Raw genomic sequence first — 15,283 nt, forward strand, 5'->3', positions numbered from 1 at the left:
CCGTTTCGCCTGCCTGGTTTCCCGATCGGCTGCGGCATGCGCCACGCGGCACGCCTCCAGGTTCACTTGATCCACTGCTCAATTTCGCCGCAAGCCCCCGATTGTCAAACTATGTGAGGCAATCGTCAGCATTTGCAACGGAAGTAACAGTCCCCGCAAATCAGTCGTTTTGCGCGTCGGCGCCGCTACATTAGCTCCACCTGCCGCACGTCGCGGCAAGGCATGCGACAAGCCGCACGAAGGCGGCCCGCAGCAACAACGTCTTTGGGGAGAATGACCATGAACAAGATTCGTACGATTCTGGTGGGTGCTGCACTGACCGCGATGGCGACTTCGGCTGCGTTCGCACAGACGGCCCAGACCGGCGCCCAGGGTTCCGCAGGCGTCGGCGCGCAGGTTCAGACGCCGCTGCTCGGTGGCGGCGTGGGCGTGCAGGCTGGCGCCGGCGCGAATGCGGCGGGCTCGGGTTCGGGCGCGGGCAACGCCGTTGGCGGCGCGCTTGGCGGCGTCGGCAAGACGGTCGGCGGCGTGGGCTCGGCAGCCGGAGACGCGGTTGGCGGTGCGACGCATGCGGTCGGTTCGGCAGCGGGCACCGCGAAGGATGCCGCCGCATCGGCCGTCCACTCGACGAAATCGCACGTGAAGCACGTCGCGGGCACGGCAAAGAGCCATGCGCAAGATGCGATGTCGACGGCAGGTGACGTCGCAGGCGGCGCGAAGGCGAAGGCCGGCGAGGCGCTCGACGGCGCGACGAACTCGGTGCAGGGTGGCGCATCGGTCGGCGTGAAGGGTTCGGCGTCGGCGCAAGGCGGCGCGCTGTAAGCGTCACGCTTCCCGACACGGCCCGGCCCGCTTCGATGCGGGCCGGGCTTTTTTATGGTTCATCGCGGGAAACCGTGGAGCGTTTGAGGGGGATTGCGTAACCTGACGCCTGACTTTAAGGACGTCAGGAGGAGCAATTGCTCGATCGCAAGGCACTTCAGGCACTGGGCTGCTGGACGGGCTATCGGTTAGAGCGGGTGGAATGGCCGGAAGGAGAAGGCCGTACGCTGTCGCTGCATTTGAAGCCGGTCAGCAAGGTGATGTACTGCGAGCAATGCGGTGCACGGTGCCATCAAATCCACGAGACGACGGTTCGCCGCGTGCGCGATCTGCCGTTGTTCGAGTACCGGGTGGTGCTGCACGTCCCCCGCCGCCGGGTCTGGTGCGAACGCTGCGGCGGTCCGCGACTGGAGAAGCTGGTGTGGCTGGGCCGTTACCAGCGAGTGACGGAGCGATTTGCCAAGGCCTGCGAGAAACTGCTGCAAGCGGCCAGCGTACAGGCAGTGGCGGCTTTCTACGATCTGGGCTGGCACACGGTCAAATCGATCGACAAGATGCGCTTGCAAGCGCGTGTGGCTGAGCCGGACTGGTCGACGATCCGCTATCTGGCGATGGACGAGTTTGCACTCCATAAAGGCCATAGGTATGCCACGGTGGTGGTCGATCCGATCGGCCGGCAGGTGCTCTGGATTGGATCGGGACGCTCACGCGAGACGGCCCGCGCCTTCTTCGAGCAGCTTCCTGAGGGTGTCGCCGAGCGCATCGAAGCAGTCGCGATCGACATGACCACGGCCTACGAGTTGGAAATCAAGGCGCAGTGTCCGCAGGCCGAGGTGGTCTACGACCTGTTCCACGTCGTGGCCAAGTACGGGCGCGAGGTGATCGATCGGGTACGTGTGGATCAGGCCAATCAGTTACGCCATGACCGGCCGGCCCGCAAGGTATTGAAATCCAGTCGCTGGCTGCTGCTGCGCAACCGCCACAACCTGAAGCCCGAGCAGTCCGTGCATCTGAAGGAACTGCTGGCAGCGAATCAGCCCTTGTTGTGCGTCTACGTGCTACGCGACGAACTCAAACGGCTCTGGTTCTACCGAAAGCCTGCCTGGGCGGAAAAGGCCTGGGAACACTGGATCGAGCAGGCCCGGCAAAGCTGGATTGCCGCGCTGCAACTGTTCGCGCAGCGCCTACAGGGTTACTGGCACGGAATCCTCGCCCGCTGCCGCCATCCGCTCAATACCAGCGTCGTCGAAGGCATCAACAACACCATCAATGTCATCAAACGTCGGGCCTACGGGTATCGCGACGAGGAATACTTCTTCCTCAAGATCCGCGCCGCGTTCCCCGGTAATCCGCGATGAACCTTTTTTATTGGCGCGCGCGGCGCGCCGTTCATCCCGTCCTCGATACCGGGATGCGTCGGCGTTCGCCACCCATCCGGCGACGCGACAGGCCTGCCCGCCTGCCGGCACGGACCGGCAACGGGCGGCGTGTGCACCCCCTGCCCATCGCCCGCCGGCCATGCTTAAATAGCGAGGCTCCCGGTTGCCGGGCCGCCGCGATCGCGGCGCCGTCGGACACGGGCCAGCATGTCCGATCGACATCGTGACGACAGACGACACCAAAACGCCGTTCCGGCCAGCCCGGCGCGGCCCGATAACATTCCGAGGCATCACGTCATGACCATCCTGTTCCGTCTTCTCGCGCTCGCCTGCGCGCTCTGGCTGGCCGGCTGCGCAGGGTCGCCCCCGCCGTCCGGCAGTACCAGCGCATCGGCCGCCGCACCGGACGCCAGCGAACGCCGGGGGCTCGGCACGGCATGGGGCGAGTCGGTGCGATCCGAAACCCGTCAGGTCGAGTTCGAACGCGCGGATCCGGCGAAGCCGACGGATCTTGCTTCGGTCTACTACAACGACGCGTTGCCCGGACATCCTCCCGCGTCCCAGGTTCGCCGGTTGCCGACCCGCGTCGCGCTCGCCAACGGCGACATCGCGCTGTCGTTCACGGACGAAAAAGGCACGCCGTTGCGTCTGGCGCGCAGCGGCGGCCGCTGGCACATGGCGGGCGTCGAAGGTTCGCGCTACATGATCGTGCTGCGCAACCAGGGGCGCCGTTCGTTCGAGATCGTATCGAGCGTCGACGGGCTCGACGTGCTGTCGGGGCGGCCCGGCAGCTATACGAACGGCGGTTACGTGCTGTATCCGGGCCGCACGCTGACGATCGAGGGTTTCCGCAAGAGCCGTGACGAAGTCGCCGCGTTCCGCTTCGCGGCGGTGCCCGACAGCTATGTCGCGAATTCGAAGTATGGCGATGCCGCGAACGTCGGCGTGATCGGTGTCGCGGTGTTCGCGCAGAAGGAGAACGACGAGGAAGCGCTGCGCCGCAACGCGAATCCGTTCCCCGGCAATGACAACGGCTATGCACCGCCGCCGGTGCCGCGCGGCGAGTGACGGCACCTCGTGGATCGGCCGCGTGCGTCGTGACGAACGACGCGCGCGGGGCGATCCTCGATCGGGGCTGCCCGAACGGCATGCCGGCGCATGCGATGAACTTCACGACCATCCCGTGCGATTGATGCGGACACGGATCATCCCGATGAAATCGATTGTGTTGGAGCTCGCGGCGCTGGCGCTGCTGGCCTCGAATGCCGCCGTTGCCGTCGCCGAAACGCCGGCGCCCGAATCGGTGCGGCTCGCCAATGGTCACGAGATCGAATGGGTGCGCCCAGGGTTGTTCGAGGTCGACGCAGCCCGCCACCGGAAATCGGCACTGATCGTGCCGGCCGCGCTTCGCCATGCATTGCGCGATGCATCGAGTGTTGCGTTCCCGTCGGACCGTCCGAAGCGGATCGACGGCAAGGACTATCTGCTGGTCGTCATCAACCGCTCGTCGAGCAGCCGCCCGACAGGCTATTGCGGCGCGGGCGAAGAAGGGGTGCTGTACGTGCTGGAACTGCACGGCGCCCATGCCGTGCCGCGTTTCTCGCTACCGGTTCAAAGCTGCCTCGACACCGTTTCGCTCGACACCGACGGTGGCGCGCAATCGCCCTACCTGGCGATCGCGTGGCGCGACGACCCGGTCGGCATCGACATCCGGTGGGAATTTCTTTCTCACGGCGATGCAACGCATCGCGTCTATCGTTTCGTGGACGGCACGTTTGTCGAGACCGAGATTCCGCAGTAACGCGGCCGGGCTGCGGCACAATGGCTGTTCGAATTCGCATCGCGTGCGCCCCCACCATCCGGATCGATGGAGAGTCTCATGTCGTTACCCGCTTTCAGGTACCATCCCGACCCGCTGGCAACGGGTAGCGTGATCCGCTCGGACGCGCGCTGCGTGTGTTGCGGCGAGGCACGTGGTTACGTGTACGCGGGCCCCGTGTATGCGGTCGACGAGTACGAGCAATGCATCTGCCCGTGGTGCGTCGCCGACGGTTCGGCACACGCGCGCCTCGATGCGGTCTTTACCGACACGTACGGCATCGGCGGCGGCGAATGGGATGAGGTACCTGACGCGGTCGTCGACGAAATCGCCTGCCGCACGCCGGGCTTCCAGGGCTGGCAGCAGGAACGGTGGTGGACGCATTGCGGCGATGGCGCGCAGTTCATTGGCCGGGCAGGTGCAGGCGAACTGACCGCGCTCGGCCCGCAGGCCGTTGCGTCGATTCGGGAATCAACCGGACTTGACGAGGGCGGCGAGTGGGAGCGCTTCTTCGCCGCACTCGACAAGGACGGTTCGCCGACCGCGTATCTGTTTCGCTGCATCCATTGCGGCGATCTCGGCGGCTACCAGGATTGCGACTGATGGCCCGGCTGGCGGCACCGCACGTCGATCGCGGGCCCCATCGTCATGAAACAAAGGAATCTTCGTGAAGTTCATCCACGCGGCAGACATACACCTTGACAGCCCGTTGCACGGCCTGAGCGCGTATCCCGACGCGCCGGCCGCGCAGTTGCGCAACGCGTCGCGCGAGGCGCTGCGGCAGCTCGTGGATCGTGCGATCGAAGAGGACGTCGCGTTCCTCGTGATCGCCGGCGACCTGTACGACGGCGACTGGAAGGACCACAACACCGGCATCTTCTTCGGTCAGCAGATGGGGCGCCTGCGCAAGGCCGGTATCCGCGCGTTCGTCCTCGGCGGCAACCACGATGCCGAAAGCGAGATGACGAAGAAGCTGACGCTGCCCGACAACGTCACCGTGTTCGGCCACCGCAAGGCGGAAACCCACACGCTGCCTGAATTCGACGTCGCGCTGCACGGGCAGAGCTTCAAGGACAAGGCTGTCGTCGACAATCTCGCGATCGGCTATCCGGACCCGGTGCCCGGTTACTACAACATCGGCGTGCTGCACACGGCGCTCGAAGGTTATGCGGCGCACGCGAACTATGCGCCGTGCACGCTGGCCGAACTTCACGCGAAAGGCTACGACTACTGGGCGCTTGGCCACGTGCACGAATTCCAGCAATGGTCGGGGCCGTCCACGGTGGTGTTTCCCGGCAACCTGCAGGGGCGCCATATCCGCGAGACGGGCCGCCGCGGCGCGGTGCTCGTGACGGTCGAGCAGGGCCGCACGCAGGTCGAGCGCCTGTATCTCGACGTGCTGCGCTGGGAAGCCGTGTCGGTCGACGCGTCCGATTGCCTTACCGTCGCCGACCTCTCGAGAAAAATCGGCCAGTCGCTGGAAGCGCTGCTGACCGTCGACGGCCATGTGCCGCGCGCGGTGCGCGTGACGGTCACGGGGCGCACGCCCGCGCATGGCCTCTTTTTCGGCCGCGCGCCGCAGTTGCGCGCGGAGGTGCTGAACCAGATCGGCATCATCGGCAACGAGCGGCTGTGGCTCGAGAAGGTTCGGCTCGCGACGTCCGCGGCCGATCATCAGCCGGGCGAAAGCGAGCCGCTCGAAGCGCTGGAGGACCTGAAGCAGATCCTGGCCGACGCCGCGCGCGACCCGGATTTCCTCGAACTGCTCGAGCGCGACCTGAAGCCGTTCGTCGGCAAGGTGCGCAGCGACGTGAAGGAAGAGGTGCCGTTGTTGACGATGGCGCGCGCGGGCGAGCTGACCGCACTCGTCGAGCAGGTCGGGCCCGCGTTGCTCGCGCGGCTGGCGAGGGGGGAATAAGCGATGCGGATCAACCAGCTCGATCTGATCAAGTACGGCAAGTTCACCGACGAGACGCTGCGATTCCCGTCGGCCGGCGAGGATTTCCATGTGATCGTGGGGCCGAACGAGGCCGGCAAGTCGACGATTCGCACGGCCGTGTCGGAGCTGCTGTTCGGGATGAAGCTGCAGACACCGCTCGATTTCCTGCACAGCACGCCCGAACTGCGGATCGGCGGCGTGCTGGAGAGCGGCGCGGGCGAACTCGCGTTCCACCGCGCGCGCGGGCGCAGTCCGTTGCGCACACCCGCTGACGACAAACTGCCCGACGACTATCTGGCCGCCGTCCTTGACGGCGCCACGCGCGAATTCTTCGAGCAGATGTTCGGGCTCGATCACGGGCGTCTGGTCGATGGCGGTCGGAGCATTCTCGACGCATCCGACAAACTCGGCCAGGTGCTGTTCGAATCGGCTGCCGGTGTCGGCAGTCTCGGGCCGGTGCGTGAGGAGCTCGAAGCGCGTTCGGTCGAACTCTGGGCGCCGCGCCGCAGCGGCAGCGCGTTCGCACTCGCCGAATCGGCGTTCAACGAAGCCGTAACCGAACTGAAGACGGTTCAGGTGCGCACGCGCGACTGGGTCGAGCGCAAGGACGCGCGCGAAGCGGTCGAACAGCAGATCGAGCAGGCACGCGCGGAACAGCGTCGGCTCGAAGCGCTGCGCTCGAAGCTCGAACGCGTGCGACGGCTGGCACCGTACCTGAAGGAACTGACGGTCAAGGACGCCGCGCTGGCGGAACTGGGCCCGGTCGTCGAGTTGCCGCCCACCGCGTATGCGGACCTGCTGAAGGCGCAGGGCGATCTCGCGGCCGAACAGAAGGTGCTCGAGGAACGGCGTGCCGACCTGCTTGCAAAACGGCAGGCGCGCGATGCGATCGACGCCGACGCCGACACGCTGGTGCTCGAAGCCGACATCGAAGCGCTCGACCGGCTGCGCGGCGCGTGCATGAATCACGCGCAGGATCTGCTGCTGCTCGGCGCGGATGTCGAGCGGCACCTGTCCGCTGCGTTTGCAGCGGCCGCCCAGCTCGGCTGGCCGACCGACGAAGCGTCGCTACGTGCGTCGCTGCCGACCGCGTTGTCGCTGAAGACCGTTGCGAACCTGTTGCGCGAACACGGTGCGCTGCACCAGGCGCTTGCCGGCGCGCGCGAATCGCTCGACGAACGTACGCGCGAGCTTGCACAGGTGCAGGAACAACAGGCGCGCCTGTCGACCGTCGACGTGCCGGAGGCGCTGCGTGCGGCGCTGGCCGATGCGCAGGGCTTTCGCAACAGTGGTCAGCGCGAGCAGGCGCTCGAGCAGGAAATCGCCGCCGCCGAACGCACGTTGTCCGGCGCACTCGATGCGCTCGGCCAGTGGCGCATGCCGGTCGATACGCTGCGTGCGCTCGACGTGCCGTCGGCGGCGCGGCTCGGCACGCTGCTGAAGGAAGACAGCGCATGCGCGAGCGCGGTCGCTGCTGCACGCGACGCGCGGGACGGCGCACTCGAGGAGCTCGAGCGGCTCGAACTGCAGGAAAAGCACTTCGCGGAGAACCACAAGGTCGTCACGACCGCCGACGTGCTGGCGGCGCGCGCGCGACGCGACGGCGCGTGGGGCGATATCCGCAGCGGGGCGGTCGATCTCGCAACGGGCGCGCCCGCGGTCGACGACGCGATCCGCCTGGCGGACGAACTCGTCGACGCACAGCTCGGCGCGACGCAGGCGGCGGCGACGTTGCAGTCGCTGCGTCAGCAAGTCGAATCCGCACGTGCCGGCGTGACGCGCAAGCAGGTCGCACTGGACGAGCGCGAGCGCGAGCTCGCCGAACATCGCGACGCATGGGCCGCGCTCGCGACGACGGCCGCGGTGCCCGGCATGCCGCTGGCGGCGATGGGCGACTGGCTGGCGAAGCGCGACACGGTGTTCGCCGCGCAGGCCGACCTCGACCGGCTGCGCCGCGAATTCGACACGATTCGCGCCGCGCGGGCGGGTGCCGAAACCACGCTGCGCACGGCACTGCGTACCGTGTCGCGAGGCGGTGAGTCGGACGGTTTGGCGGCGCTCGTCGCGATCGCCGAGACCTTCGTACAGTCGGCCGAGAAGGCGCTCGCGCAGCAGGACAGCCTCGAGGATCGCGCGCGTGAAGCCGAACGCGGATGCGCGACGGCGCAATCGCGCGTCGGCCACGCACAGGCGGCCTACGATGCGTGGCAGGTGCAATGGCGCGACGCGCTGGCCGCCGCGAAGTTGTCCACGAGCGCGGCGACGCTGGCCGCGGCGGAAGGTGCGCTCGGCCTCGCCAACGCGGTGACGGCCGAACTGGCCGATGCCGATGCGCCGCGCAACCGGATCGCCGCGATCCGCGCCGAGCTGGCCGCGCTCGAGGCGGGCGCAAGGCGGCTTGCCGAAGCGCTCGCGCCGGAATGGTTGACGAGCGGAGACTGGCTGGACGTCGCGCGCCGGCTGACGATGCGCCTCGCGGCCGCCCGGGAAGTCGCGCGCGCGATCGGCCGTGCCGACGACGCTGTTCGGCAGGCCGACGACAAGGTCGCGGACGCGGCAGCCGCGGTGGCCGGTGCCGATGCGCGCATCCAGCCGCTGCTGCAACTGGCCGGCGTCGCGTCGATCGACGCGGCGCTGCCGCTGGCCGAACGCTCGGATCGCCAGCGCCAGCTTCGACACGCAGTCGATGCCGCGCACGAGGCACTGGTGCGCGATGGTGACGGCCTGTCCCGGTCCGCCGTCGAAGCGGAAGTCGCGGAGCAGGACATCGCCGACGTACCGGCACACCTCGAGGCGGTGAAACAGTCGCTCGGCGACGTCGGCAAGCGTCTGAACGAGCTTGCCCAGCAGCAGGTCGTGGCCGATCAGGCGTTCGGTGCGATCGACGGCCAAGCGAACGCGGCCGTTGCCGAATCGAAGCGACAGGAAGCGCTGGCGGCGATGGGCGAAGCAGCCGAACAGTATCTGGAGGCAGCCACGGCGAGCCGGCTGCTGAAGTGGGCGACGGATCGCTATCGCGACCAGAAGCAGGGGCCGATGCTCAGGCGCGCGGGCGAGATTTTCGCGGGGCTCACGCTGGGCGAATTCGCGCGGCTGACCGTCGATACCGAACGGACGCCGCCCGCGCTGTATGCACGACGGACGAAGGGGGCATCGGTCGAGGTCGCCGGGTTGAGCGAAGGGACGCGCGACCAGTTGTTCCTCGCGCTGCGGATCGCGGCGCTGGAGCTGCAGCTCGGCAGCCGGACCGCACTGCCGTTCGTGGCCGACGACTTGTTCATCAACTTCGACGATGCGCGCGCGAAGGCCGGCCTCGATGCGCTGCGCGATCTGTCGACGCGAACCCAGGTGCTGTTCCTGACGCACCACGACCACTTGCTGCCGCTCGTGAGAGAGGTATTCGGCGCGCGGGTCAACGTGGTCGAGCTCCAGCGCGCACCGGTGGGCGCGTGACGCAGGGCGGGCGTGACTGCCGGCGCGCGGAGAGGGTCATCGCGAACAGGTAGTATGTGCGGTTCCGAAATGCACGCGGCCGGTTCTGCCGGTCGCGGGTCAGGCCACACGAGGGGGGGAATATGAAAAAGCTGGTAGCCGCCATCGCGTTCGCGGCGGACAAACATCGCAATCAGCGGCGCAAGGACGAAGAAGCGTCGCCGTACATCAATCATCCGATCGCGCTCGCCGATGTGCTGGCCAACGAGGCCGGCGTCGAGGACGAACGTGTGATCGTCGCCGCCGTGCTGCACGACACGGTCGAGGATACGGAGACGACCGAGCAGGAACTGCTGCGACTGTTCGGCAAGGACGTGGCGGACATCGTGATGGAAGTCACCGACGACAAGTCGTTGCCGAAGGAGGAGCGCAAGCGCCTGCAGGTCGAGCATGCGGCGACCATCAGCCGACGCGCGAAGCTCGTGAAGCTGGCCGACAAGATCTGCAACCTGCGCGACATCGCGCGGCATCCCCCCGCGGACTGGCCGCTCGAGCGCAAGCAGGCGTATTTCGACTGGGCGAAGTCGGTCGTCGATCCGATGCGCGGTGTGCATCCCGGTCTCGAGGCGATCTTCGACACCGCCTACGACGCACGGCCGGCCGACTGAGGCGCCCGCATGCGATCCGCTCGAACCTTCGAATCCGCCACGTGGCAATCGCCAGCGGTGGCGGGTGTCGATGTGGGTGGCGAAAAGAAGCAGTGCGATCTCGTGATCCTGCGCGGACGGACAGTCGTCTACCGCGAGGAACGGATCGCGCCCGAGGCGGTGCCTGCGCTGTGCCTCGCCCATGACGTCGTGGCCGTGGGTGTCGACGCCCCGAGCCTGTGGTGGACGGGGAGCGGGCGCCGCGCGGCCGAACAGGCGCTCGCGCGCGAACGGATCTCGTGCTTTCCGACGCCGTCGCGGGAGCAGGCGATTGCAAGCACGTCAGGCTTCTTCGACTGGATGTTCATGGGAGAGCGTGTCTACCGCGCGCTCGCGGATGCGTATCCGCTGCTGACCAGTGCCCGCTATGCGGGCGGGCGCGCGAGCTTCGAAACCTATCCTTATGCGATCACTTGCGCGATGCTGGGGAGGGCCGTCGCATCGGCGAAGCAGAAACGCAACCAGCGCCGGCAATTGCTGGAACGACTGGGCGTCGACGTGTCGACGCTGAGGTCCGTCGATGCGCGAGACGCGACCCTTTGCGCGTTGACGGCGCAATGCGTCATCGACGGGAATGCGTACGCGTATGGCGATGCGGAGGGCGGATATATCCGCGTGCCGATCGTGAGCGAGACGATCGTTCTCGACACGCTGTAGTCGTGTCGCGCGGCCTGGGCGAGGGGTGTCGCGAAAAGGTGAGCTTTTGCGGGAGGGTTGCGGCCCGCGCGACGGCGAAGGCTTCAGGCCGGGACTGCAGGCCGGCAAACATCGGGATGGCTTGCGCACACGACATCATGCCGGTGCGCTATGCGATCCAGAGCGGCGTCGCTCAATCCTCGAGGATGGCTTTCGGTACGCTGGACAGGTCGCAGGCGTCCGCCTGTTCGAAATAGCCTTCGGCATCGTCGATCATCACGACTGCGACGTCGATCAGTTCGTCGAGCCGTTGCAGCAGCGACTCACGCCACTCGATGTCTTCGTCGCGTTCGGGCGTCTTGTCCAGTTGCTCGATGATCGAATCGGCCGTCTGTAGGAAAGGAATCGCCTGCTGATAGTTTTCGATCGAGACCATCGCTGCGTTGCGCGCACCGACGAGTCGCTCACGATGCTCGTCCGCCAGCTCGGATTCACCGCTGATCCGCGGCAATACATCCGAGATGCGCTGCAGAAGCGGTGGAGCCTGTTCTTCCAGGATGAGGGCGCGCTTGCGCAGCGCTGCATATTCGTCGCGAAGATCGGCGTCGCCGGATTGAGAGGTGCTGTCCATCGTGGATATGAGTGCGTGGTTCGGTCGCGGCATGATACTCGACGGCACCCGATTCCCTGTCCGTTCCGCCACCACCTATATAGAGGGACGAGCGGTATACGTCACAACAATAGAGGGTGCCCCGTGTTGCGATGCCTGCTCGGTCGAACCCCAAGCCCCCGTGCGCGGTAGCGCTCGGGGGTTTTTTCAAAATATTTTCACAAAGGGCTTGCGTAGACGGGGGTGGGTGCTTAGAATCACGCCTCTTTCGCGCTAACGGAAACGCGGCGCGGGAGAAGGGAAGCAGGGTTGGCGGTGTGCTGGAGTCTGGAGCGCGCCACTGGCCTGGAAGTTGAGCCCCGCAGTCGCAACGATGTAGTGTAAAAAGTTGTTGACGAGCTGCGAAACACGGTTCATAATCTCGCTTCTCTGCTGCTGAAAACGCAGCGCTGCCGGGAAACACGAAGTTCCTCGCAGAATGCTCTTTAAAAATTAACAGCCGATAAGTGTGGGCGCTTGATGAAAGCGAGCTGATCCTCGGATCAGATAGCGAAAGTATCAAGAGTCTCACACTAAAGTAAGTCAGGTTTATGAAGTGATTCATATTCCTGTCAGCTTTGAGTGAGCGACCGGTTCTTAACCGAACCGAAAACAGTAACAGGTTTAAACTGAAGAGTTTGATCCTGGCTCAGATTGAACGCTGGCGGCATGCCTTACACATGCAAGTCGAACGGCAGCACGGGTGCTTGCACCTGGTGGCGAGTGGCGAACGGGTGAGTAATACATCGGAACATGTCCTGTAGTGGGGATAGCCCGGCGAAAGCCGGATTAATACCGCATACGATCTACGGATGAAAGCGGGGGACCTTCGGGCCTCGCGCTATAGGGTTGGCCGATGGCTGATTAGCTAGTTGGTGGGGTAAAGGCCTACCAAGGCGACGATCAGTAGCTGGTCTGAGAGGACGACCAGCCACACTGGGACTGAGACACGGCCCAGACTCCTACGGGAGGCAGCAGTGGGGAATTTTGGACAATGGGCGAAAGCCTGATCCAGCAATGCCGCGTGTGTGAAGAAGGCCTTCGGGTTGTAAAGCACTTTTGTCCGGAAAGAAATCCTTGACTCTAATACAGTCGGGGGATGACGGTACCGGAAGAATAAGCACCGGCTAACTACGTGCCAGCAGCCGCGGTAATACGTAGGGTGCGAGCGTTAATCGGAATTACTGGGCGTAAAGCGTGCGCAGGCGGTTTGCTAAGACCGATGTGAAATCCCCGGGCTCAACCTGGGAACTGCATTGGTGACTGGCAGGCTAGAGTATGGCAGAGGGGGTAGAATTCCACGTGTAGCAGTGAAATGCGTAGAGATGTGGAGGAATACCGATGGCGAAGGCAGCCCCCTGGGCCAATACTGACGCTCATGCACGAAAGCGTGGGGAGCAAACAGGATTAGATACCCTGGTAGTCCACGCCCTAAACGATGTCAACTAGTTGTTGGGGATTCATTTCCTTAGTAACGTAGCTAACGCGTGAAGTTGACCGCCTGGGGAGTACGGTCGCAAGATTAAAACTCAAAGGAATTGACGGGGACCCGCACAAGCGGTGGATGATGTGGATTAATTCGATGCAACGCGAAAAACCTTACCTACCCTTGACATGGTCGGAATCCTGCTGAGAGGTGGGAGTGCTCGAAAGAGAACCGGCGCACAGGTGCTGCATGGCTGTCGTCAGCTCGTGTCGTGAGATGTTGGGTTAAGTCCCGCAACGAGCGCAACCCTTGTCCTTAGTTGCTACGCAAGAGCACTCTAAGGAGACTGCCGGTGACAAACCGGAGGAAGGTGGGGATGACGTCAAGTCCTCATGGCCCTTATGGGTAGGGCTTCACACGTCATACAATGGTCGGAACAGAGGGTTGCCAACCCGCGAGGGGGAGCTAATCCCAGAAAACCGATCGTAGTCCGGATTGCACTCTGCAACTCGAGTGCATGAAGCTGGAATCGCTAGGGAAACGCTGATCAATGGACCAACTTCCGAAGTTGCAGGCGAGATGGCTTCAAATTTTCTGGATGACGAAGCGAATCGGCGCTCAATTCAGTGAATTTGGCGCGTAAGCGAGCCTCCCCTGCTCGCATTTTTCATACGCATGACGGACTGCTCCCATGGACCGATCGCAACAGATTTCGCGCAATCACCAGATTCGCCAGAGCGAACAGGCTGAACAGTTGCGCGGTGTTCTTGGCCAAGCCCTTGTATCGGGTCTTGCGATGCTGAAACAGATTCTTGACGATATGAAACGGATGCTCAACCCGCGAACGGATCTGCGCCTTGGTTCGCTCGAGCGCGATCACCAGGTCCTTCAGCGCTCCTTCTTGCATCGCCTTGATCTTTCCCCGCCTGGCAGCGACGTGCCACTTCACGGCCTTGCCCGCCATTTCCTCGCGCTTGTCGACGCCAATGTAGCCCGCGTCGGCGAACACCTGCTCTTCATGCCCGTGCAGCAGGGCATGAGCTTGCGATACATCCGACACGTTGGCCGCCGTGCCAACCACACTGTGAATCAGGCCCGAGTCGGCGTCGACGCCAATGTGGGCTTTCATGCCAAAGTGCCATTCGTTGCCCTTCTTCGTTTGATGCATTTCCGGGTCACGGCTCTTCCCGGCATTCTTGGTCGACGGCGGCGCTTCAATGATCGTCGCGTCAACCAGCGTGCCTTCCTTCATCATCAGCCCACGCTCGCACAGCGAGATGCCAATCTCGTCGAACAACTTCCGTGTCAGTTCGTGTTCGATCAGCAGGCGCCGGAACTTCAACAGCGTGGTTGCATCAGGCACGTTCTCGATCGCCAGATCGATGCCGGCGAAGGCTCGCAGCGTGATGCTGTCATACAGCGCGTCTTCCAGTCCTTCGTCCGACAGTCCGTACCACTGTTGCACGAAGTAGATTCGCAGCATCCGCTCAAGGCCAATCGGCGGGCGACCTCGCGTGCCCTTCGGATAGTGCGGTTCGATGGCCGACAGCAAGCGCTGCCACGGAACGACCTTCTCCATCTCTTCCAGGAAGCGTTGGCGCCTCGTCACTCGCTTCTTGCCTGCAATTTCCGCTTCCGCGAAGCCGATCTGCCTCTTCATCGTCGTGGGTCCGTTCCGTGAGCTGTCTTCTAAACGTCCTCGGCTACGTCTGCGATGACCGCCGAGCCGAATAAATCAGCGTTTCCCTAGTAATCGCGGATCAGCATGCCGCGGTGAATACGTTCCCGGGTCTTGTACACACCGCCCGTCACACCATGGGAGTGGGTTTTACCAGAAGTGGCTAGTCTAACCGCAAGGAGGACGGTCACCACGGTAGGATTCATGACTGGGGTGAAGTCGTAACAAGGTAGCCGTATCGGAAGGTGCGGCTGGATCACCTCCTTTCCAGAGCTTCTCGCACAAGTTGAGCGCTCACGCTTATCGGCTGTAAATTTAAAGACAGACTCAGGGGTCTGTAGCTCAGTCGGTTAGAGCACCGTCTTGATAAGGCGGGGGTCGTTGGTTCGAATCCAACCAGACCCACCACCGTCTTGTGTGGCGGTACACCCTGAGGCAAACCTGTACATGGGGGCATAGCTCAGCTGGGAGAGCACCTGCTTTGCAAGCAGGGGGTCGTCGGTTCGATCCCGTCTGCCTCCACCAATCACCAACGCTAAGGGCTTGGTTCAGACACTGAACCGAGAATTTTGCATTGGCGATTGAGCCAGTCAGAGCGGTACGAAAGTATCGGCTGTCGTTCTTTAACAATCTGGAAGAAGCAAGTAATTTGGATAGCGGAAGCGTCTTGAGATGGACGTGAAAACTATCCGGGTTGTGATTGTATCGATGTATCTCAAGATGATTCGAACTTAATGTTTGACTCAATTGGAATACGGCACAACGCGAGAACTCAACCTGTAGCGACTGTCGCGAG

General features: G+C 64.0%; 11 protein-coding genes, 2 tRNA genes, 1 rRNA gene and 1 other annotated feature. Of the genes, 12 read left to right on the top strand and 2 right to left on the bottom strand.

What is annotated here, in order from left to right; all coding sequences use genetic code 11:
* Positions 1–279: 279 nt before the first annotated feature.
* The 9 genes from CFB34_RS37110 (at position 280) to CFB34_RS37150 (ending at position 10,755) form a co-directional block, all read left to right on the top strand.
* The gene (locus tag CFB34_RS37110; RefSeq protein WP_089444637.1) at positions 280–822 is read left to right on the top strand and encodes a hypothetical protein; all 543 of its coding nucleotides are present in this window, start codon (positions 280–282) and stop codon (positions 820–822) included.
* A gap of 137 nt (positions 823–959) precedes the next feature.
* Positions 960–2,180: an ISL3 family transposase gene (locus CFB34_RS37115; protein WP_089460197.1), complete on the top strand. Its 1,221-nt coding sequence runs from the start codon at positions 960–962 to the stop codon at positions 2,178–2,180.
* A gap of 318 nt (positions 2,181–2,498) precedes the next feature.
* Positions 2,499–3,269, top strand: a complete 771-nt coding sequence (locus tag CFB34_RS37120) for a hypothetical protein (protein ID WP_089444638.1) — start codon at positions 2,499–2,501, stop codon at positions 3,267–3,269.
* Positions 3,270–3,414: 145 nt separating this feature from the next.
* Positions 3,415–4,002, top strand: a complete 588-nt coding sequence (locus tag CFB34_RS37125; RefSeq protein WP_089444639.1) for a hypothetical protein — start codon at positions 3,415–3,417, stop codon at positions 4,000–4,002.
* Positions 4,003–4,080: 78 nt separating this feature from the next.
* Positions 4,081–4,623, top strand: coding sequence for a CbrC family protein (locus CFB34_RS37130; RefSeq protein WP_089444640.1), 543 nt, complete (start codon positions 4,081–4,083; stop codon positions 4,621–4,623).
* 64 nt (positions 4,624–4,687) lie between these two features.
* On the top strand, positions 4,688–5,938 hold the full coding sequence (locus CFB34_RS37135) for a DNA repair exonuclease (RefSeq protein WP_089444641.1): 1,251 nt from the start codon (positions 4,688–4,690) through the stop codon (positions 5,936–5,938).
* Between the two features lie 3 nt (positions 5,939–5,941).
* A complete protein-coding gene (locus CFB34_RS37140; RefSeq protein WP_089444642.1) occupies positions 5,942–9,412 on the top strand; it encodes a YhaN family protein in 3,471 nt (1,156 codons plus the stop codon).
* Positions 9,413–9,534: 122 nt separating this feature from the next.
* The gene (locus CFB34_RS37145) at positions 9,535–10,059 is read left to right on the top strand and encodes an HD domain-containing protein (RefSeq protein WP_043185438.1); all 525 of its coding nucleotides are present in this window, start codon (positions 9,535–9,537) and stop codon (positions 10,057–10,059) included.
* A gap of 9 nt (positions 10,060–10,068) precedes the next feature.
* Positions 10,069–10,755: a DUF429 domain-containing protein gene (locus CFB34_RS37150; protein WP_089444643.1), complete on the top strand. Its 687-nt coding sequence runs from the start codon at positions 10,069–10,071 to the stop codon at positions 10,753–10,755.
* A 172-nt stretch (positions 10,756–10,927) separates the two neighbouring features.
* Here the strand turns inward: CFB34_RS37150 and CFB34_RS37155 are convergent, their stop codons facing one another.
* On the bottom strand, positions 10,928–11,365 hold the full coding sequence (locus tag CFB34_RS37155) for an ATPase (RefSeq protein WP_242808777.1): 438 nt from the start codon (positions 11,363–11,365) through the stop codon (positions 10,928–10,930).
* 644 nt (positions 11,366–12,009) lie between these two features.
* On the opposite strand from CFB34_RS37155, the gene CFB34_RS37160 reads away from it, so the two are divergent.
* A 16S ribosomal RNA gene (locus CFB34_RS37160) occupies positions 12,010–13,478 on the top strand.
* On the opposite strand, the gene CFB34_RS37165 is transcribed toward CFB34_RS37160, so the two are convergent.
* Positions 13,477–14,469 carry an IS5-like element ISBmu2 family transposase gene (locus CFB34_RS37165; protein ID WP_006412423.1) on the bottom strand — a complete coding sequence of 331 codons (993 nt, stop codon included), beginning with the start codon at positions 14,467–14,469 and terminating at the stop codon, positions 13,477–13,479. The genes CFB34_RS37160 and CFB34_RS37165 overlap by 2 nt on opposite strands.
* A 139-nt stretch (positions 14,470–14,608) precedes the next feature.
* Positions 14,609–14,741 (top strand) — a sequence feature (16S ribosomal RNA rRNA prediction is too short).
* A gap of 77 nt (positions 14,742–14,818) precedes the next feature.
* Here CFB34_RS37165 and CFB34_RS37170 point away from each other — a divergent pair.
* Positions 14,819–14,895: transfer RNA gene (locus tag CFB34_RS37170), tRNA-Ile, on the top strand.
* 41 nt (positions 14,896–14,936) lie between these two features.
* A tRNA-Ala gene (locus CFB34_RS37175) sits at positions 14,937–15,012 on the top strand.
* Positions 15,013–15,283 lie beyond the last annotated feature (271 nt).

Source organism: Burkholderia sp. HI4860 (assembly GCF_002223045.2).
Taxonomy (GTDB): Bacteria; Pseudomonadota; Gammaproteobacteria; order Burkholderiales; family Burkholderiaceae; genus Burkholderia.

Coding starts and splice junctions, on each gene's coding strand:
- CFB34_RS37110 (WP_089444637.1), top strand. CDS start 280: ATGAACAAGATTCGTACGATTCTGGTGGGTGCTGCACTGACCGCGATG.
- CFB34_RS37150 (WP_089444643.1), top strand. CDS start 10,069: ATGCGATCCGCTCGAACCTTCGAATCCGCCACGTGGCAATCGCCAGCG.
- CFB34_RS37155 (WP_242808777.1), bottom strand. CDS start 11,365: ATGGACAGCACCTCTCAATCCGGCGACGCCGATCTTCGCGACGAATAT.
- CFB34_RS37165 (WP_006412423.1), bottom strand. CDS start 14,469: ATGAAGAGGCAGATCGGCTTCGCGGAAGCGGAAATTGCAGGCAAGAAG.
- CFB34_RS37130 (WP_089444640.1), top strand. CDS start 4,081: ATGTCGTTACCCGCTTTCAGGTACCATCCCGACCCGCTGGCAACGGGT.
- CFB34_RS37145 (WP_043185438.1), top strand. CDS start 9,535: ATGAAAAAGCTGGTAGCCGCCATCGCGTTCGCGGCGGACAAACATCGC.
- CFB34_RS37120 (WP_089444638.1), top strand. CDS start 2,499: ATGACCATCCTGTTCCGTCTTCTCGCGCTCGCCTGCGCGCTCTGGCTG.
- CFB34_RS37140 (WP_089444642.1), top strand. CDS start 5,942: ATGCGGATCAACCAGCTCGATCTGATCAAGTACGGCAAGTTCACCGAC.
- CFB34_RS37125 (WP_089444639.1), top strand. CDS start 3,415: ATGAAATCGATTGTGTTGGAGCTCGCGGCGCTGGCGCTGCTGGCCTCG.